The sequence below is a fragment of the Sphingomonas quercus genome, assembly GCF_018863195.1.
Taxonomy (GTDB): Bacteria; Pseudomonadota; Alphaproteobacteria; order Sphingomonadales; family Sphingomonadaceae; genus Solisphingomonas; species Solisphingomonas quercus.
Map to the genome: position 1 here is coordinate 80,938 of NZ_JAHKRT010000010.1, position 17,190 is coordinate 98,127.

Annotated in this window: 16 protein-coding genes; 7 read left to right on the forward strand and 9 right to left on the reverse strand. The window is 69.7% G+C overall.

Annotation, left to right across the window (positions count from 1 at the left end):
* Positions 1–46: 46 nt before the first annotated feature.
* Both KOF26_RS16420 and KOF26_RS16425 read right to left on the reverse strand, forming a co-directional pair.
* Complete coding sequence (locus tag KOF26_RS16420; protein WP_253201534.1) at positions 47–856, reverse strand: MlaA family lipoprotein; 810 nt, start codon at positions 854–856, stop codon at positions 47–49.
* Positions 853–1,452 (reverse strand): ABC transporter substrate-binding protein, encoded by a 600-nt coding sequence (locus KOF26_RS16425; RefSeq protein ID WP_216327658.1) that lies wholly within the window; start codon positions 1,450–1,452, stop codon positions 853–855. Before KOF26_RS16425 ends, KOF26_RS16420 begins: the two co-directional genes overlap by 4 nt.
* Before the next feature lie 218 nt (positions 1,453–1,670).
* Between KOF26_RS16425 and ispH the strand changes: the two genes are divergently transcribed.
* Together ispH and hpnH are read left to right on the forward strand one after the other, a co-directional pair.
* Entirely contained in the window at positions 1,671–2,681 is a 1,011-nt protein-coding gene (ispH, locus tag KOF26_RS16430; RefSeq protein ID WP_216327661.1) for a 4-hydroxy-3-methylbut-2-enyl diphosphate reductase, read from the forward strand.
* Between the two features lie 18 nt (positions 2,682–2,699).
* Entirely contained in the window at positions 2,700–3,836 is a 1,137-nt protein-coding gene (gene hpnH, locus KOF26_RS16435; RefSeq protein ID WP_216327677.1) for an adenosyl-hopene transferase HpnH, read from the forward strand.
* Here the strand turns inward: hpnH and KOF26_RS16440 are convergent.
* From KOF26_RS16440 to hpnA, 7 genes are all read right to left on the reverse strand, one after another.
* Positions 3,771–4,409, reverse strand: a complete 639-nt coding sequence (locus KOF26_RS16440; RefSeq protein ID WP_363182285.1) for a phosphorylase family protein — start codon at positions 4,407–4,409, stop codon at positions 3,771–3,773. The two genes, hpnH and KOF26_RS16440, sit on opposite strands and share 66 nt — an antisense overlap.
* A 138-nt stretch (positions 4,410–4,547) precedes the next feature.
* Positions 4,548–6,515: a squalene--hopene cyclase gene (shc, locus tag KOF26_RS16445; protein WP_435876870.1), complete on the reverse strand. Its 1,968-nt coding sequence runs from the start codon at positions 6,513–6,515 to the stop codon at positions 4,548–4,550.
* Between the two features lie 9 nt (positions 6,516–6,524).
* A complete protein-coding gene (hpnE, locus tag KOF26_RS16450) occupies positions 6,525–7,778 on the reverse strand; it encodes a hydroxysqualene dehydroxylase HpnE (RefSeq protein ID WP_216327679.1) in 1,254 nt (417 codons plus the stop codon).
* The gene (gene hpnD, locus KOF26_RS16455; protein ID WP_216327682.1) at positions 7,775–8,617 is read right to left on the reverse strand and encodes a presqualene diphosphate synthase HpnD; all 843 of its coding nucleotides are present in this window, start codon (positions 8,615–8,617) and stop codon (positions 7,775–7,777) included. The genes hpnE and hpnD overlap by 4 nt, the downstream gene beginning before the upstream one ends.
* Positions 8,614–9,444 carry a squalene synthase HpnC gene (gene hpnC, locus KOF26_RS16460; protein ID WP_216327685.1) on the reverse strand — a complete coding sequence of 277 codons (831 nt, stop codon included), beginning with the start codon at positions 9,442–9,444 and terminating at the stop codon, positions 8,614–8,616. The genes hpnD and hpnC overlap by 4 nt, the downstream gene beginning before the upstream one ends.
* Positions 9,444–10,571 (reverse strand): glycosyltransferase, encoded by a 1,128-nt coding sequence (locus KOF26_RS16465; RefSeq protein ID WP_216327689.1) that lies wholly within the window; start codon positions 10,569–10,571, stop codon positions 9,444–9,446. Before KOF26_RS16465 ends, hpnC begins: the two co-directional genes overlap by 1 nt.
* Positions 10,568–11,563 (reverse strand): hopanoid-associated sugar epimerase, encoded by a 996-nt coding sequence (gene hpnA, locus KOF26_RS16470; RefSeq protein ID WP_216327692.1) that lies wholly within the window; start codon positions 11,561–11,563, stop codon positions 10,568–10,570. The genes KOF26_RS16465 and hpnA overlap by 4 nt, the downstream gene beginning before the upstream one ends.
* A gap of 62 nt (positions 11,564–11,625) precedes the next feature.
* On the opposite strand from hpnA, the gene hpnI reads away from it, so the two are divergent.
* From hpnI to KOF26_RS16495, 5 genes are all read left to right on the forward strand, one after another.
* Positions 11,626–12,786 carry a bacteriohopanetetrol glucosamine biosynthesis glycosyltransferase HpnI gene (hpnI, locus tag KOF26_RS16475; RefSeq protein ID WP_216327695.1) on the forward strand — a complete coding sequence of 387 codons (1,161 nt, stop codon included), beginning with the start codon at positions 11,626–11,628 and terminating at the stop codon, positions 12,784–12,786.
* Positions 12,783–14,210, forward strand: a complete 1,428-nt coding sequence (hpnJ, locus tag KOF26_RS16480) for a hopanoid biosynthesis associated radical SAM protein HpnJ (RefSeq protein ID WP_216327698.1) — start codon at positions 12,783–12,785, stop codon at positions 14,208–14,210. The genes hpnI and hpnJ overlap by 4 nt, the downstream gene beginning before the upstream one ends.
* 245 nt (positions 14,211–14,455) lie before the next feature.
* A complete protein-coding gene (hpnK, locus tag KOF26_RS16485) occupies positions 14,456–15,283 on the forward strand; it encodes a hopanoid biosynthesis-associated protein HpnK (RefSeq protein ID WP_253201535.1) in 828 nt (275 codons plus the stop codon).
* A complete protein-coding gene (locus KOF26_RS16490; RefSeq protein ID WP_216327701.1) occupies positions 15,280–16,194 on the forward strand; it encodes a ferritin-like domain-containing protein in 915 nt (304 codons plus the stop codon). The genes hpnK and KOF26_RS16490 overlap by 4 nt, the downstream gene beginning before the upstream one ends.
* Positions 16,191–17,186 carry a lysylphosphatidylglycerol synthase domain-containing protein gene (locus KOF26_RS16495; protein ID WP_216327704.1) on the forward strand — a complete coding sequence of 332 codons (996 nt, stop codon included), beginning with the start codon at positions 16,191–16,193 and terminating at the stop codon, positions 17,184–17,186. Before KOF26_RS16490 ends, KOF26_RS16495 begins: the two co-directional genes overlap by 4 nt.
* Positions 17,187–17,190: the final 4 nt, after the last annotated feature.

A 17,190-nucleotide genomic window follows, 5' to 3' on the forward strand; every position in this document is an offset into this window, starting at 1 on the left:
CCTGTCGAACGGCTGTCAGGGGCGGACGGAGATCATCCCGGCGGCGCTAAGGCTTTTTCTCAGGCTCGGGCGCCGCGGGCTGGGCGCCGGGGTCGTCCAGCTCGTCGAGCTGGATATCGTCCGGCGCGGCGATGCCCCGGCCCCTGGCCTTCAGAGTGGCGATCTCGCTCGCCCGATTCTGCAGATAGACGGAGCGCAAGGTTGCGTAGGGATCGACCGCGCCCTGGAACAGCGCCCGCAACTCTGCGTCCACCTCGGCGCGCGTGTCGAGGCCGACCGTCACGCCCTGTGTCACCTGATATTGCCACGTGTCGAACGGCGTTCCGACCGCTACCGGCAACAGCGCGTTGTCGCCCTGCCCGCCGATCAGATCGCGCAGCGTAGTCGGCCCGATCAGCGGCACGAAGATATAAGGGCCCGGCTTCACCCCATAATAAGCGAAGGTGCCGCCGAAGCCGTTGGCGCGATGCGGCAGCCCCTCGCCCTTGGCGACGTCGATCAGCCCGCCGACGCCCAGGGTGCTGTTGATCGTGAACCGCCCGAAAGTGCGCAAGGCGCGCCCCGGCCGGAGCTGGAGCAGGTCGTTCAGAAAGACGATCGGCTCGCCGAGGTTGGAGAAGAAATGGCGCAAGCCGGCGCGCACCGGCTTCGGCACCACCGTCCGATAGCCCATCGCCGCCGGCCGCAATACCGCCTTGTCCACCGCCTGATGGACGGAGAACATGTCGCGGTTGAAGCCTTCCAGCGGATCGCCTCTGGTACGCTCACGATGACCTGCAACTGTGGGCGCGGGGACGGCCGGCGGCAGCTCCGGCACGGCCTGCGCCGCCAGCAGCAATGCCGGCAACAGGCTCAAGCCGCGGCTTTCGCCGCGAGGTCGTTGAGGTGGCCGATCAAGGCCCTGGCGCCGCCATTGGCCATGACGCGCGAAAAGTCGGCGCGCCGGGTGGCGAGCTGGCTGATGGCGTTGCGGTAGAACACATCGACTATCCGCCAGCCATTGGCGCCCGAGCGCAGCCGATAGGCGATCGCCACCGGCGCCTCGCCCGGCTGGACGAGGCTGGTGCGCACCAGCCGATCGGCGCCGCGCACCTCGACATTGGGGTCGATGGTGAATTTCTGGCCGCCGAAGCTGTCGAAATTGCCGGCATATTCGGCGATCGTCATCTTGCGGAACGCCGCCACCAGCGCCGCCTGGTCGGCCGCCGACAGCCCCGTCCAGGCCGGGCCGACCGCCACCCGCGTCATCATCGCCAGATCGAAGCTGCGGTCGATGATCGGCGCGATCGCCGCCGATCGCCCGGCAAAGCCCATCTTCTGGCCGCCCTGCATGATCCCGATCAGCCCGTCGCTCAGCGCCTGCACGGGCGCGCGCGCCGCATCCGGCGCCTGCGCCTGCGCCAGTGCGGGGATCGCCGCGCCGAAAAGGGTGAAGGCGAGGATTGGCCGCATATCCGATTCCGCTTCCGTGCCCGGGGCCTTATCGCCGCCCGCCGGCCGGGTCCATCCCGGCCCTGCCGGAGATGGGCGGGAGCGGGCATGATTGCAACGGCTCCGGTCCAATTCGCCGGCCGATGAATTTTGTACCGCTTTGCATCTTTTTCGGGAGGCGTCGGGCCGCTATGTCCTGACCTTGCCCAGGGTCGTCAAGGTCACCGGGTACAGGAGGGATGTCACGAAGCCGGCGAACCAGTGGGGGCATTGTTTCAGCCGCGGTCCAGGAGAAGTTCGTGCACGTCATTCTCGCTCAGCCACGCGGCTTTTGTGCCGGCGTCGTCCGCGCCATCGAGATCGTCGAGCGTGCGCTCGATATGCACAAGGCCCCCGTCTATGTCCGCCACGAGATCGTTCATAACCGCCACGTCGTCGACAAGCTGCGCAGCAAGGGCGCGATCTTCGTCGAGGATCTGGCCGATGTGCCCCAGGGCGCGCTGACCATCTTCAGCGCCCATGGCGTCGCCCGTTCCGTGCAGGACGAGGCGCGCGAACGCGGCCTGCCGGTGCTTGACGCGACCTGCCCGCTGGTCACCAAGGTGCATGTGCAGGGCCGGCGCTACATGAAGATGGGGCGCACCCTGGTGCTGATCGGTCATGAGGGCCACGCCGAGGTGATCGGCACGATGGGCCAGATCGACGGGCCGATCCACCTCGTCTCCACCGCCGAGGATGTCGACGCGCTCGATCTCGCCGCCGACACCCCTGTCGCCTATGTCACCCAGACGACGCTAAGCGTGGACGATACCCGCGGCGTCATCGCCGCGCTCCATGCCCGCTTCGCGGACGTCGTCGGCCCGGACGTATCCGACATCTGCTACGCCACCCAGAACCGCCAGACCGCAGTGCGCGATCTCTGTCGGGTCGTCGACCTGCTGCTGGTCGTGGGCTCGGCGAACAGCTCCAACTCCAATCGCCTGCGCGAGATCGGCGTCGAGATGGGCGTGCCGAGCCATCTCGTCGCGGATGGCGATGCGCTCGATCCGGCGTGGCTGGCCGGCGTCGACAAGGTCGGCCTCACTGCGGGCGCGTCCGCGCCGGACGAGCTGGTCGAGACGGTGATCGCCGCCTTGCGCCGCATCGGCCCGGTTCAAATCTCCTCGCTCGATGGCGTGGAGGAGAATATCGAGTTCAGCCTTCCGCCCGAGCTCAAAAGCGTTTCATCTCCGAGCCTGACGGCCGCTTGAGAAGACAGGATTGGTTTCATGGGTATCCCCGCCTCGCAAGTCCTGCGGATCGGCCGCTATATCGTCGGCAAGCACCTCAGCGGCGCCAAGCGCTACCCGCTGGTGCTGATGCTGGAGCCGTTGTTCCGCTGCAACCTCGCCTGCTCGGGCTGCGGCAAGATCGACTATCCCGATCCGATCCTCAACAAGCGGCTCAGCTATGACGAGTGCATGGAGGCGATCGACGAATGCGGCGCGCCCGTCGTCTCGATCGCCGGTGGCGAGCCGCTGCTCCACCGCGAGATGCCGAAGATCGTGCAGGGCTTCCTCTCCCGCAAGAAGTTCGTCATCCTCTGCACCAACGCGCTGCTCCTGAAGAAGAAGATCGACGATTATACGCCCGATCCCGGCTTCACCTGGTCGATCCATCTCGACGGCGACAAGGGCATGCACGATCGCGCCGTCAGCCAGGACGGGGTTTACGAGACAGCGGTGGAGGCGATCCGCCTCGCCAAGTCGAAGGGCTTCCGGGTCAGCATCAACACCACCTTGTTCAACGACGCCGATCCGGAGCGGACGGCGGCCTTCCTCGACACGGTGACGGCGCTCGGCCTCGACGGCATCACGTTGTCGCCCGGCTACGCCTATGAGCGCGCGCCCGATCAGGAGCATTTCCTCAACCGCGAGAAGACCAGGCAGCTGTTCCGCGGCATCCTCGCCCGCGGCAATGGCGGGCGGAAATGGCCATTCAGCCAATCCACCCTGTTCCTCAATTTCCTCGCCGGCAACGAGACCTACAAATGCACGCCCTGGGGCAATCCGACGCGCACCGTGTTCGGCTGGCAAAAGCCCTGCTACCTGCTCGGCGAAGGCTATGTGAAGAGCTTCAGGGAGCTGATGGACGCCACCGAATGGGATAAATACGGCGTCGGCAATTATGAGAAATGCGCCAATTGCATGGTCCATTCCGGCTTCGAGGCGACGGCCGTGAAGGACACTGTGCGCCACCCGATCAAGGCGGCTCTGGTCGCGCTGCGCGGGGTGAAGACCGAAGGCCCGATGGCCCCGGAGATCGACCTGTCGCAGCAGCGTCCGGCCGAGTTCGTCTTTTCAGGCCATGTCCAGCGCATGCTCAACGACATCCATGACGCCAAGGACGCGGTAGCAGCGGAATAGGGCGCGAAACCCCCGCTCCGCCTCGCGGCCGGTGCGGATCAGCGCAGGCAGCTGTCCCGGCCGGCGGACGAGCGACGCCAGCACCGCGCCGATCGCCATCCGCCCATCCGGCGCCATTCCGGCCAGCGCCGCCGGCGGCAGCGCGTGATCGGCCGCGTCGGAGACGGCGCGCAGGGTCGCGAACGGCAGGCCGTGGCGCGCCGCGACCCGCGCGGCGACATGGCCTTCCATCTCGACCGCAATCGCGCCTGTGCGTTGACGAAGCGCCGCCTTGGCCGCGACGCTGGCGACGGGACTGTCGGTGCCGACGACCCGGCCCGCCACCGCGCCGGGGAGCGCGCCGCGCAAGGCCGAGACCAGCCGTTCGTCGCCGTCGACGACGATGTCGCCGGCCCGCAATGCCGGATCGAGCGCGCCGGCGAGCCCGCTCGACAGGATGGCGCGCGCATTGCCGACGGCCGCTTCAATGTCTCGTTCGAGCCGCGCGAGATCGCCGCCGCCAGCGATGACGGCCACGCCCGGACCAGCCATGATACGTGCCTCGCGCCCGAGGCCAGTGGCGATGAGGATCACGCGGAACGCACCCTCAACACCCCCGCGTCATGCCGAAACTGTTCCCGCATCCACGTCTTCCCGAACTGCGGCGCCAAAAACCGGACAGGTGGGCCCGGAAACGGGTTCAGCGTGAGGGCTCAGGCACGGCGCCAGCCATCACATGCCCCATGCCACGCGCCGCGCATTGGAGCGACGCAGATTGCGGTATCGCGCCATCGCCCAGAGCGGAAAATATTTCGGATAGCCGTGATAGCGCAGATAGAAGACGCGCGGGAAACCGCCGCCGGTATATTGTTCCTGCCCCCACAGGCCGTCGGCGTCCTGATGCCGGGCGAGCCAGCCGATGCCGCGCTCCACCGCGGGCGATTCGACCTCGCCCGCCGCCATCAGGCCGAGCAGTGCCCAGGCTGTCTGCGAGGCGGTGGAGGGGGCGGGCATGTAGCCGGCATAGTCGAGCGCGTAGCTCTCGCAATCCTCCCCCCAGCCGCCGTCCGGGTTCTGGATCGACTTCAGCCAGCCGACCGCCTTCGCCACCGACGGATGATCCCCGCCCCGCCCCGCCGCGTTGAGCGCGCATAGCGCCGACCATGTCCCATAGACATAATTGACGCCCCAGCGGCCGAACCAGCTTCCGTCCGCCTCCTGCTCCGCATCGAGATAGGCGAGCGCCGCCGTCATGCGCGCGCTGCCATCGGCCTCGCCGATCTGCGCCAGCATCGACACACAGCGCGCGCTGACGTCGGCGGTCGGCGGATCGAGCAGCGCGCCGTGGTCGGCAAACGGCAGGTTGTTGAGATAATGATAGCTGTTGTCGGCGTCGAACGCCCCCCAGCCGCCATCGCGGCTCTGGAGGCCCGCCGTCCATTCCACGCCGCGCGCGATCGCCTCGTCATGGACGGCGCCGGCACGCCCCCGTGCCCGGTCCATCGCCATCACCACCACGGCGGTGTCGTCGAGATCGGGATAATGGGCGTTGTTATACTGGAAGGCCCAGCCGCCCGGCCGCACGCCCGGCCGCTCCTCCGCCCAGTCGCCCTCGACGTCGAGCACCTGTCGCGGCCCAAGCCACTGAAGTGCGCGCGCGGCGCGATCCTCGGCAGGCGGATCGCCGACCTCCATCATCGCATGAGCGGCGAGCGCCGTGTCCCACACCGGCGAGACGCAGGGCTGGCAATAGGCTTCGTCCTCCTTGATGACGAGCAGCTTCTCGACCGACAGCCGGGCGACGGCGCGGGCCGGATGAACGGCCGGATAGCCGAGCGCGTCGAACATCATCACGCTGTTGGCCATGGCGGGATAGATGGCGCCGAGCCCGTCCTCGCCATTCAGCCGCTCGACCACGAAGTCGACGCAGGCCTGCATCGCCCGCTTGCGGAGGCCCTTCGGCCACAATCCGTCCCCGGCCTTGAGCAGGCGGTCCAGCGTGGTGAAGCCCGCCGTCCACAGGAATTTCCGGTCGGCGGCCTTGCTGCCCGCCTTCACCGGGCGGCCGGTGTAAAGCTCGTCCACCTTCACGCCCAGCGGGTTGCGCGCCACCGGCTTCAGCGCCCCAAGCACCAACAGCGGCACCACCACCGTCCGCGCCCAGTAGGACATTTTCGAGAGGTGGATCGGGAACCAGCGCGGCAGCAGGATCAGCTCCGGCGGCATGGTCGGCACGGTCGACCACGGCCCCGCCTCGTAGAGAGCCAGCTGGATGCGGGTGAAGACATTGCTGGCCGCCGCGCCGCCCGCCGCCAGGATCGCCGCGCGCGCCCGCGCCATGTGCGGCGCGTCGGGCAGGTCGCCGATCATCTTCAGCGCGTAATAGGCCTTCACCGAGGCGCTGACATCGAAGGCGCCGCCGTGGAACAGCCCCCAGCCGTCATGCCCCGCCGACTGGATGCGCCGCAGATAGCGGCCGATCTTCGCCTCCAGCCCGGCGTCGACCGGTTCGCCCAGATAGTGGCGGAGCAGCACATATTCGGCGGGGATGGTGGCGTCGGCCTCAAGTTCGAACACCCAATGCCCGTCATCGCGCTGGGCGGCGGCGAGCGCGGCGGCGGCGCGCGCCACCGCCTGCTCGACCATGGCCAGCGGCACGATCGGCGCCTCGGACGCCTGCGGGTCGATCGGCAGATGCATGGGGATGCCTTACCGCGCGCCCGCGCCGATCGCCAGCCGCGCCGCCGCCTCGCCGGAGCGCAAGGCGCCTTCGATGGTGGCGGGCAGGCCGGTGTCGATCCAGTCTCCGGCCAGGAACAGGTTGCGCCAGCGGGTCCGCGCCGGCGGCCGCTTCGCCTCCTGCTCCGGCGTGGCGGCGAAGGTGGCGCGTTTCTCCTTGACGATTTGCCAGCGCGGCATCGGCGCGTCGAGCCCGTGGGCGGCACAGATATCCGCCCAGAAGATGCGCGCCAGCGCCTCGCGATCACGATCGACCAGCCGGTCCGCCGCGCTCACCGTCACCGAAAGCCGGTCCGGAAAGGCGAACACCCATTCCGCCGTCCCGCCGATCAGGCCGAGCATCGCCGGCCGGCCGGCCGCCGGGGCACAGGCGAAATGGCCGTTGACGATCGCGCGGAACTCGTCGGGCGCGGACAGGCCCGGCACCAGCCCCGCCGCGATCCATGGCGGCACGGCGAGGATCACCGCCTCGTCGACAGCCACCGGCTCCGGCCCGTCGCCCCAGTCGAGCGCGACGACCCGCTCGCCGTCGAACGTCATCGCACGCAGCCGCCGGGCGAGCCGCACCGCACTGCCCCGGCCTTCCAGCCACGCCAGCGCCGGGTCGATGAAGGCGGCGGAAAGGCTCGGCTCGGCGATGCGCGGCCGCGTGGCGAGGCCGCCCCGGGCGATCGTCTCGCGCAGCACGGCGGCGGCCAGCCTCAGCGAGGATTCCGCCGGCTCGGTATTGAGCGCGGCGAGCAGCACCGGCCGGATCAGCCCATCCCACGCCGCGCCCCTGGCGGCGACATGGGCATCGATCCGCTCGTTGCGATCGCGCAGCAGGCGGACGAGCGCAAGATATTCGCGCAGGCCGCTGCCCGGCACGCGCCGCGTGCGGGCCGCCACCCACCAGGGCAAGGGCCCGTCATTGATGCGGATCGTCCAGTCCCGCCCGTCACGCAGGTCGCGAAAGGCGAAATCGGCATGGTCCGGCCCGGCCAGCGGCGTCGCGGCGCCCACCGCCGCACGGAACCGCGCCACCGCCGGATTGCCGGACAGCACCAGATGATTGCCATTGTCGATGGTCAGGCCGAGTTGCGGGTCGTCGTAGGATCGGCAGCGCCCGCCCGCCTGCGCAGCGGCATCCGAGATGGCGACGGCAACGCCCGCCTCGCATAGCGCCACCGCCGCCGACAGCCCGGCCAGCCCCGCACCGGCAATGGTCGCGCGCGCGAAGCTCAACGCGTCAGACCCAGCCTTATCACCGTCCACAGGATCGCCCGCTTGGATACCCGCACCCGCGTGCGCGGCGGCGCCCAGCCGATCTGCTCCATGCGCGCGAGCAGCTTGCCATAGGCCGCCGACATCAGTCGCGGCGCCACCCGATGGCCGCGCGGGCGGGTGGAGAGGATCGCGTCCGCCTCGCGGAAATGACGATGGGCGAGCGCCGCGAGCGGCCGGCAGGCGGCGTCGACGCGGGGGTCCGCCGCGACCTCGGCCGGCGTGGTCAGCGGCACGCCCGCCGCTTCCAGCGCGTCCCGCGACAGATAGACGCGGCCGATCGCCGCATCCTCGTCGATGTCGCGCAGGATGTTGGTGAGTTGCAGCGCGCGGCCGAGATGATGGGCCAGCACCAGCCCGACATGGCGCTCCATGCCGAACACGAGCACCGACAGCCGCCCGACCGCCGACGCCACCCGGTCGCAATAAAGGTCGAGGGTCGCCGCATCGGGCCAGCGCATATCCGCCTCGACGTCCATCATCATGCCGTCGATGACGGCGTGGAAATCCGCCTGGTCCAGCCGGAAGCGCGCGACGGCCGGCGCCAGGAACGCCGCCTGCCCGCCCTCGCCGCCGGCATAGAGCGCGTCGATGTCCGCCCGCCACCGGTTGAGCGCCGCCGCCCGCTCGGACCGCCCGCCCTGCTGATCGTCGGCGATGTCGTCGACCAGCCGGCAGAAGCCGTAAATGGCGTACATCGCCTCGCGCTCCGCCTTGGGCAGGATGCGCATCCCCGCGTAGAAGGAACTGCCCGAGGCCTGCGTCCCCAGCGCCGCCGCACCACCGCCGCCCGTGCTCATCCGCGCGCCCTCCCGAGGAAATGCCCGGCCACCGCCCGAAGCGCGATCATCGCCGTCTCCGCCTTGCCGTGATGCACTCGCTCCGCCAGCGGATCGCGCGTCATCAGCATCGCGTCAAGCCGCTCGGCCAGCCGCTGGATGATCGCCACCTCGGCGGCCAGCCGCCGGTCGCGGATACGCGCCGCGAATGGCGCGCTCTCGCGAAGCAGCCCGTTGGTCCGCTCCGCAAGCTGCACGATCGCCGCGCGCAGGCCCGGCGTGGCGCGGTCGCCGCCGAGGTCTTCGATCCTGCCGCCCGTCGCCGCCAGCGTCTCGGCCGGAACATAGACCCGGTCGAGCGCGCGATAATCCTTCCCGCAATCCTGGAGATGGTTGATGATCTGGAGCGCGGCGCACAGCGCGTCGTTGGCCGGCCACAGGCCGCGATCCTCGCCATGCACGTCGAGCACGAAGCGGCCGACCGGCATCGCCGACAGGCGGCAATAGCCGATCAGCCCCTCCCATGTCGCGTAGCGCCTGACGGTGACGTCCTGCACGAAGGCGTCGAGCAGCTCGTGGGCGTGGACGTCGTCGAGCCCGCGCTCGCGCATCACCGCCGCCAGCGCCATCGCCTCCGGCCGGCCGTCGCCGCCAAGGCCCGCACGCATTGCCTCCAGCTGGCGAAGCTTCTCCTCCGGGCCGGCGGCGGGATGGTCGGCAATGTCGTCGGCGGCGCGCGCGAAGCGGTAGAAATGCATGATCGGCGCGCGATGGGCCGGCGCGATCAGCGCCGAGGCGACCGGGAAATTCTCGTCCCGATGGCCCTTGCCGGAGGCGAGGTCCGCCATCAGCGCCCGCCCGCCGCCGCCTGGGCGCGGCCCTTCCACATGCCGCCCCGCCCGCGATGATGTTGCCAGCCCGAAAGCAGGGTGCAGCCCGCATAGAAGCCGGCGATCAGCGGCAGGGCCGCGCCCCACAAGGGCGATCGCCGGTAAAAGCGCAGCATCGGCTGGAAGCTCAGCGCCATCAGCGCCCACGCTGCCGCGCCCGCCAGCCGCGCCCAGCCCTCCCCGAACAGCGCCAGCGCCGGCGGCACCGCATAGACCAGCGCCATGCCGAGCATGGTGCCCGCCAGCAGCAGCGGCGAATAGCGAAGTTGCGCATAGGCCGAACGCGAGATCATCGCCGCCACCGAGCCGGGCGTGTCATAGGGCCGAATGCTGACGGCGCGGTCGGTCAGGCCCAGCCAGACCGGCCCTTGCCGCTTGATCAGCGCCCCGAACGCGCAATCGTCGATCAGCGCGCCGCGAATCGCCGCGATCCCGCCGGCCGCCTCCAGCGCCGCGCGCCGCACCAGCATGCAACCGCCCGCGGCCGCGCCCGGGCCGCCCGGCCGGTTCACCCGCGCGAACGGGTAGAGCATCTGGAAGAAGAACACGAACGCCGGCACCAGCGCGCGTTCCGCCCATGCCTCGCACCTCAGCCGCGCCATCAGCGACACCAGCGACGATCGCCCCGCCTCCGCCCTCGCCACCAATGACCGCAGCGTATCCGGCGCATGCGCGATGTCCGCGTCGGTCAGCCACAGATATTCGGGGGTGCCGGCCCGCGCGACGCCCTGCGACACCGCCCACAGCTTTCCCGTCCATCCCGCCGGCAGGGTCGCGCCCGCCAGGATCGTCAGCCGCGCGCCGCCAGCCTCACGGGCGATGGCGGCGGTACCGTCGCTGCTGCCGTCGTCGACGAGGATGATGCGGAACGGCCCCGGATAATCCTGTGCTGCGAGACTGGCGACGGCGCGCGCGATGACCTGCGCCTCGTCCCGGGCCGGCACCACGGCCACCACCGCCGGCCACGCATCCGGCACTGGCAGCGGGCCGTCATCGCGCTCGCGCGCCAGCCAGAAGCCGCCATGGCCGAACACCAGCCCCAGCCACACCGCCAGCGCCGCCCCGCCGAGCGCAAGCCCGATCATCGGATCATCCCCGCCGCGCGAAACCAGCCAACCGCATCGGCCAGCGCCTCCGCGAACGGCCGCGCCCGATAGCCCAGCGCCCGCTGCGCCTTGGCGGAGGAATAATACATGCGATGCCGCGCCATGCGCAGGCCGTCGATGGTCAGGAACGGCTCGCGCCCGGTCACCCGGGCGAGCCGCTCGTTCACCCAGGCGAGCGGCATCAGCGGCCCGCGCGGAAGGCGCACCGACGGCGGTCGCCGCCCGGTCAGCCGCGCGATTTCACCCAGAAGCTCGGCCAGCGTCGCGTCCTGCCCGCCCAGCACATAGCGCTCGCCGATGGCGCCCAGCTCCAGCGCCGCGACATGTCCCTCGGCGACATCGTCGACATGGACGAGGTTCAGCCCGCTGTCGACGAAGGCCGGCATCCGCCCGTTGGCCGCCTCGACGATGATCCGTCCCGTCGGCGTCGGCCGCACGTCGCGCGGGCCGATCGGCGTCGAGGGATTGACGATTACCGCCGGCAGGCCGTTCGTCGCGACCATCTCCTCCACCAGCCGCTCGGCGACGACCTTGCTTCGCTTATAGGCGCCGGTCACCTGTTCCGGCCGGGCGGCGGCGCGCTCGTCGGATGGACCGACGTCGCCCGGCAGCAGCGTGGCGACGCTGCTCGTATAGATCACCCGCTCGACGCCATGGGCCAGCGCCGCCTCCATCACCGCGCGCGTGCTGGCGAGATTGTTGCGCACGATCTCCTCCGGGTCAGGCGCCCAGATGCGATAATCGGCGGCGACATGGAAGACGTGGCGCGCGCCGCGCATCGCCCGCGCCACCGCCGCCGGATCGCGCGCGTCGCCCTCGACCAGCTCACCCGGGAAGTCGGCGAGATTGCCGCGCGGCGAGCTTGCCCGCACCAGCCCGGTGATCGCCCGGCCGCGTGCGGCCAGCGCGCGGGCCACGGCCGAGCCGACGAAACCGGATACGCCCGTGACGAAAATCCTGTCCTCGGCCACACCGCCTCCGCTCCTGGCCGATGCGCTCTACACAGGATGACGCAGGGACGATAGGGAGCCGTATGGCTTCGCTCGCCCTGATCGGACACGCGCTCGGCTGGGTGCTGCTCGGCCTTTCGGCGCTTGGCACGGCCTATATGGTCGCCGCCGGCCTGCTCCTCCGCCGCCATTTCCGCGATGCGTCCGCCGGCGCCGCCCCGCGTGCCGAGGCCGTCACCCTTCTGAAGCCCCTCCACGGCGCCGAGCCCCGTCTGTACGAAAATCTCGCGAGCTTCCTCGACCAGCATCATGCCGGCCCGATCCAGCTGCTCTGCGGCGTGCAGCGGCCCGACGATCCGGCGATCGCCATCGTCAAACGGCTCCGCCGCGAGCGCGCCGGCGTCCGCATCGATCTCGTCGTCGATGCCACGCCCCACGGCGCCAACCGCAAGGTGGCCAACCTCATCAATCTGGCGCCGCACATCGCCCACCCGATCATCGTGCTGAGCGACAGCGACATCGTCGCCCCGCGCGACTATCTCGCCCGCCTTCTCGCCACGCTCGACCTGCCGGGCGTCGGCGCCGTCACCTGCCTCTATCATGGGCGCGGCGATGCGGGGTTCTGGTCGCGGCTGGGAGCGGCCGGGCTGAGCTGGCAATTCCTGCCCGGGGCGCTGTTCGCCGTCGCCAATGGTCTCGCCCGGCCGTGCATGGGCTCGACCATCGCGCTCCGGCAGGAAATGCTGGCCGCGATCGGCGGCTTCCGGCCTTTCGCCGACATGCTCGCCGACGATTATGCGATCGGCGAGGCGATCCATGCCCTCGGCCAGCGCGTCGCCGTGCCGGACATGCTCGTCACCCATGCCTCGGACGAACCCAGCCTCGCCGCGCTGTGGCGCCACGAGCTGCGCTGGGGCGCCACGCTCAAGGAGATCGTGCCGGCCGCCTATATCGCCGGCGTCATCGGCATCCCGTTGCCGACCGCGCTCGCCGGCTGGGTGCTGGTACCGGCCGGACTGTGGTTCGTGCTCGGCGCGCTGGCCGTGCGGGTCGCGGTGGCCGGGGTCGCCGATCGCGAGGCCGGGGCCCGCACCGCGCCGCTCTGGCTCCTGCCGTTGCGGGATTGCTTCACCTTCGCGATTTTCATCGGCAGCCTTTTCGCGCGCTCGGTTGATTGGCGGGGCGCGAAGCTTAAAATGTCCCGCAACGGTCGTGTCACGGCCGGCCAGGAGTTGTTCCCATGATGCGTTCGCTGTTCCTTCAGGCCCCCTCGTTCGACGGCTATGACGGCGGCGCCGGCGCGCGCTACCAGATGAAGCGCGAGGTCCGCTCCTTCTGGTATCCGACGTGGCTGGCCCAGCCGGCGGCGATGGTGCCGGGCTCCAAGCTGATCGACGCGCCGGCCCATGATCTCGGCTGGGACGACATCAAAAGCGAGGCGTTCGAGCGCGACCTGATCGTGCTGCACACCTCCACCCCCTCCTTCCGCCAGGATCTGCACACCGCCGAGCTGTTCAAGGCGCTCAATCCGAAGCTGAAGATCGGCCTGATCGGCGCCAAGGTGGCGGTCGACGCGCAGGGCGCGCTCGAGGCTTCGACCGCGATCGACTTCGTCTGCCGCAACGAGTTCGATTTCACGGTGAAGGAGGTCGCCGAAGAGCGGCCGTGGAGCGAGATCGAAGGCATCAGCTATCGCAACGAGGCCGGCGAGATCGTCCATAATCCGGATCGCGCGATCCTGACGGACATGGATCAGCTGCCCTTCGTCTCCCCGATCTACAAGCGCGACCTCACCGTCGAGAAATATTTCGGGGGCTATCTCAAGCACCCTTATGTCAGCTTCTACACCGGCCGCGGCTGCAAGAGCCGCTGCACCTTCTGCCTGTGGCCGCAGACCGTCGGCGGCCATAATTACCGCGTCCGCTCGATCCCCCATGTGATCGAGGAAGTGAAATATGTGATGCGCGAGATGCCGGAGGTGAAGGAGATCTTCTTCGACGACGATACCCTCACCGACAACCTGCCCCGCGTCGAGGAGCTGGCGCGCGAACTCGGCAAGCTCGGCGTCACCTGGTCCTGCAACGCCAAGGCAAATGTGCCGTACAAGACATTGAAAGTGATGAAGGAAGGCGGCTGCCGGCTGCTTCTCGTCGGCTATGAGAGCGGCAACCAGCAGATCCTGCACAACATCAAGAAGGGCCTGCGCGTCGATGTCGCGCGCCAGTTCACCAAGGACTGCCACGCGCTCGGCATCGTCATCCACGGCACCTTCATCCTCGGCCTGCCCGGCGAGACGCTGGAGACGATCGAGGAGACGATCAACTACGCCAAGGAGATCGACCCGCACACCATCCAGGTGTCGCTGGCCGCGCCCTATCCGGGCACCTTCCTCTACAAGCAGGCGACCGAGAATGGCTGGTTCGACGGCACCGATCACCTGCTCACCGACGCCGGCACCCAGCTCGCCCAGCTCAGCTACCCGCATCTGCCGGCGGAGGTGATCTTCGACAAGGTCGAGGAATTCTACAAACGCTTCTACTTCCGCCCCCGCAAGATCGGCGCGATCGTCGCCGAGATGCTGCGCGACTTCGACATGTTGAAGCGTCGCCTGCGCGAGGGCGTGGAATTCTTCACCTTCCTGCGCATGCGCAAGGTGAAGGAGGCGTAGGGCCGCCGCCCGCCCGAACGTCATGCTGGACCTGATCCAGCATCCATGCCGCCCCCAGCGCGTGCGCGCGCGGACGGATGGACCCGGATCAAGTCCGCGGTGACGTCGTCGGCTGGGCATCTGCTTGCCACCCTCAACCCCTTTCCTTGCGGGCGCGCATCTGCCACCTCCGGGCCCATGCTGACCGCTACCCTCTCTCCCCTTCGGCGAAAGGCGTCCGCTATCGTCAGCTTCGGCCTGCACTGATGGTGACGAAGCTCGTCGTCACCGCCGATGATTTCGGCGCCGACATCGCCGTAAACGAGGCGGTCGAGGCCGCGCATCAGGACGGCATCCTTACCGCTGCCAGCCTGATGGTCGGCGCGCCCGCCGTCGCCGACGCCGTGGCGCGCGCCCGGCGCAACCCGGGCCTCGGCGTCGGCCTCCATCTCGTGCTGGTCGAAGGCCGCCCGGTGCTGCCCGCTGGCGAGGTCCGCGATCTCGTCGGCCCGGACGGGCTGTTCCGCACCGACATGGCGCGGCTCGGCCTCGCCATCGCGCTCAGCCCCGCCGTCCGCCGTCAGGTCCGCGCCGAGATCGCTGCCCAGTTCGCCGCCTTCGCCGCGACCGGCCTCGCCTGCGATCATGTCAACGCGCACAAGCATTTCCACGTCCACCCGATGATCGGCGCGATCCTGCTCGACGAGGCGGCGCGTCATGGCGTCCGCGCGATCCGGGCGCCGGTCGAGCCGGGGCGGCCGCGCGGCTCGGGCTGGCTCGCAGCACCGTTCGCGCGGGCGCTGCGCAGTCGCGCGCGGGCAAGGGGGCTGACGGCGCCGGATCAGGTCTATGGCCTGGCCCATTCCGGCCACATGACCGCGGCGCGCATTGCCGATGCCGTCGCCGCCCTTCCCGAGGGCTTGAGCGAGCTCTATCTCCATCCCGCCATGCTTGATGATTTCCCCGGCCACGGCCCCGGCTACCGCCACCGCGCGGAGTTCGACGGCCTCGTCACTCCCGCCGCCCGGGAGGCCGTTGCGGCGCGCGGCGCCCGCCTCGGCAGCTTCACCGATTTTCTGGAGGTCGCCGCATGACGACGCTCGCCGCGCTCATCATCTCGCCCGCCTCGGCCAATCCGGCACCGGCGCCGGGGGACCATGTGCCGCTCGGCTCGGACGCGCATCGGCGGCTGTTCTGCCGCATGCTGCTCGACAGCCATGACCCCTATCGCCCGGCAGTGATCGACTGGCCGAAGCTCGACGAGGAGACGCGCGACCGCATTGTCTCGCTGCCGATCTGGGACATCGCCGTGGCGACGGAGGGCCGCGCCGGCATCAATGTCGGCACCTATGGGGAGGGCATCGCCGACCCGCTGCTCGCCGAGGCGATCGCCATGGATGCTTATGAGGAGCGGCGCCACAAGCTGGTGCTGTCCCATATGGTGCGGGCCTATGGCATCGAACTGCAGCCCGAGCCGCCCTATCCAAGGCCCCGCGACCCGGAATGGGCGTTCACCCGCACCGGCTATTCGGAGTGCATCGACAGCTTCTTCGGCTTCGGCCTGTTCAAGCTGGCCAAGGACTCCGGCTTCTTCCCGGAAGAACTGGTCGACACGTTCGAGCCGGTGATGCGCGAGGAAGGCCGCCATATCCTGTTCTTCGTGAACTGGGTGGCGTGGTGGCGTCGCAACATGCCGTGGTGGCGGCGGCCGTGGTTCGAGCTGAAGGTGATCGCGATCTGGATCGCGCTGATCTGGGAACGGATCGACATGGCCAGGGGGCTGGGCGAGGACAACACCAAGGCTCAGGAGAACAACTTCACCCTCAACGGCTCCAGGGAGCTGGGCGTGGAGATCAGCTTCCCGGAACTGGCGCGCATCTGCCTCGCCGAGAATGACCGCCGCCTCGCCCCTTATGACCAGCGGCTGATCCGTCCGCGATTCGTGCCCGGTGCCATGCGGCTGATCCTGCGCTTCATCGGGCGGGGGAAGAAGGCGGGCGCGTGACGCCTTCACTCGCGCGGGCCGGCATCCTCCTCGCCACGCTTTGCGGGCTGGCGGCGGCGGTGTGGGCGTTCGACCGCACCGGCCTTGGCGAGATTCTGGCCGTGGCGAAGCGCGTCGGCGTTGGTGGCTTCCTGCTCTACTGCCTCTATTCGCTGGGCGTGTTCGCGGTGCTGGGCGGGGCCTGGCTGGCCTCGGCGCCGGACGAGCCTGTCGGCCGGATCGGGCTGTTCGCCTGGGCCCGGCTGGTGCGCGAGGCGGTGGCCGACCTGCTGCCCTTCTCCCAGATCGGCGGCATCGTCGTGGCGACGCGATTGCTGGCGGCCGATGGCGTCGCCGGCGCCCGCGTCTACGCCTCGCTGATCGTCGACATGACCACTGAAATGGCCGGTCAGCTCGTCTTCACCCTCTTCGGCGCGGCGTTGCTGGTGACCATCGTCAGCGGCGGCGGCGCGCAGACGCTGCGGCCGATGATCCTCTCCGGCGCAGTGGCGATGATCGCGCTGATGATCGCCTTCTTCGTCGCCCAGCGCTCGCTGCTCGGGCTGGCGACGCGGCTTGCCGGCCACGTCCTGCCGCAATCGGCGCTGGCGATGGAGGGCGTCGAGGCGGAGTTGCGCCGCATCTATGGCCGGCGGCGCGCGGTGCTGGCGGCGTTCCTGCTCAACCTCGTCGGCTGGGTGGGGAGTGCCGCCGGGGCGTGGATCGTGCTGCGGCTGATGGGCGTGGAGCTGTCCTTCCGGGCGGCGCTGTCGATCGAGAGCCTGATCTTCATGCTCCGCTCGGTCGCCTTCGCCGTTCCCGGCGCGATCGGGGTTCAGGAGGCGGCCTATGCCCTGATCGGACCGCTGTTCGGCCTGCCGGCGGAATCGGCGCTTGCCCTCTCCCTCGCCAAGCGCGCCCGGGATCTTGCCATCGGCCTGCCGACCCTCGCCATCTGGCAGTTCGGCGAGGGCCGCGCCCTGTTGCGTGGCCTGCGCCCCAGCCGGAAATGACGGG

What these genes read in the sequence shown, in the direction of transcription:
- shc (WP_435876870.1), bottom strand. Translation starts at nt 6,515, where the DNA reads ATGCATCTGCCGATCGACCCGCAGGCGTCCGAGGCGCCGATCGTGCCG.
- hpnD (WP_216327682.1), bottom strand. Translation starts at nt 8,617, where the DNA reads ATGAGCACGGGCGGCGGTGGTGCGGCGGCGCTGGGGACGCAGGCCTCG.
- hpnC (WP_216327685.1), bottom strand. Translation starts at nt 9,444, where the DNA reads ATGGCGGACCTCGCCTCCGGCAAGGGCCATCGGGACGAGAATTTCCCG.
- KOF26_RS16425 (WP_216327658.1), bottom strand. Translation starts at nt 1,452, where the DNA reads ATGCGGCCAATCCTCGCCTTCACCCTTTTCGGCGCGGCGATCCCCGCA.
- hpnJ (WP_216327698.1), top strand. Translation starts at nt 12,783, where the DNA reads ATGATGCGTTCGCTGTTCCTTCAGGCCCCCTCGTTCGACGGCTATGAC.
- hpnK (WP_253201535.1), top strand. Translation starts at nt 14,456, where the DNA reads ATGGTGACGAAGCTCGTCGTCACCGCCGATGATTTCGGCGCCGACATC.
- hpnI (WP_216327695.1), top strand. Translation starts at nt 11,626, where the DNA reads ATGGCTTCGCTCGCCCTGATCGGACACGCGCTCGGCTGGGTGCTGCTC.
- KOF26_RS16490 (WP_216327701.1), top strand. Translation starts at nt 15,280, where the DNA reads ATGACGACGCTCGCCGCGCTCATCATCTCGCCCGCCTCGGCCAATCCG.
- KOF26_RS16465 (WP_216327689.1), bottom strand. Translation starts at nt 10,571, where the DNA reads ATGATCGGGCTTGCGCTCGGCGGGGCGGCGCTGGCGGTGTGGCTGGGG.
- hpnH (WP_216327677.1), top strand. Translation starts at nt 2,700, where the DNA reads ATGGGTATCCCCGCCTCGCAAGTCCTGCGGATCGGCCGCTATATCGTC.
- ispH (WP_216327661.1), top strand. Translation starts at nt 1,671, where the DNA reads ATGTCACGAAGCCGGCGAACCAGTGGGGGCATTGTTTCAGCCGCGGTC.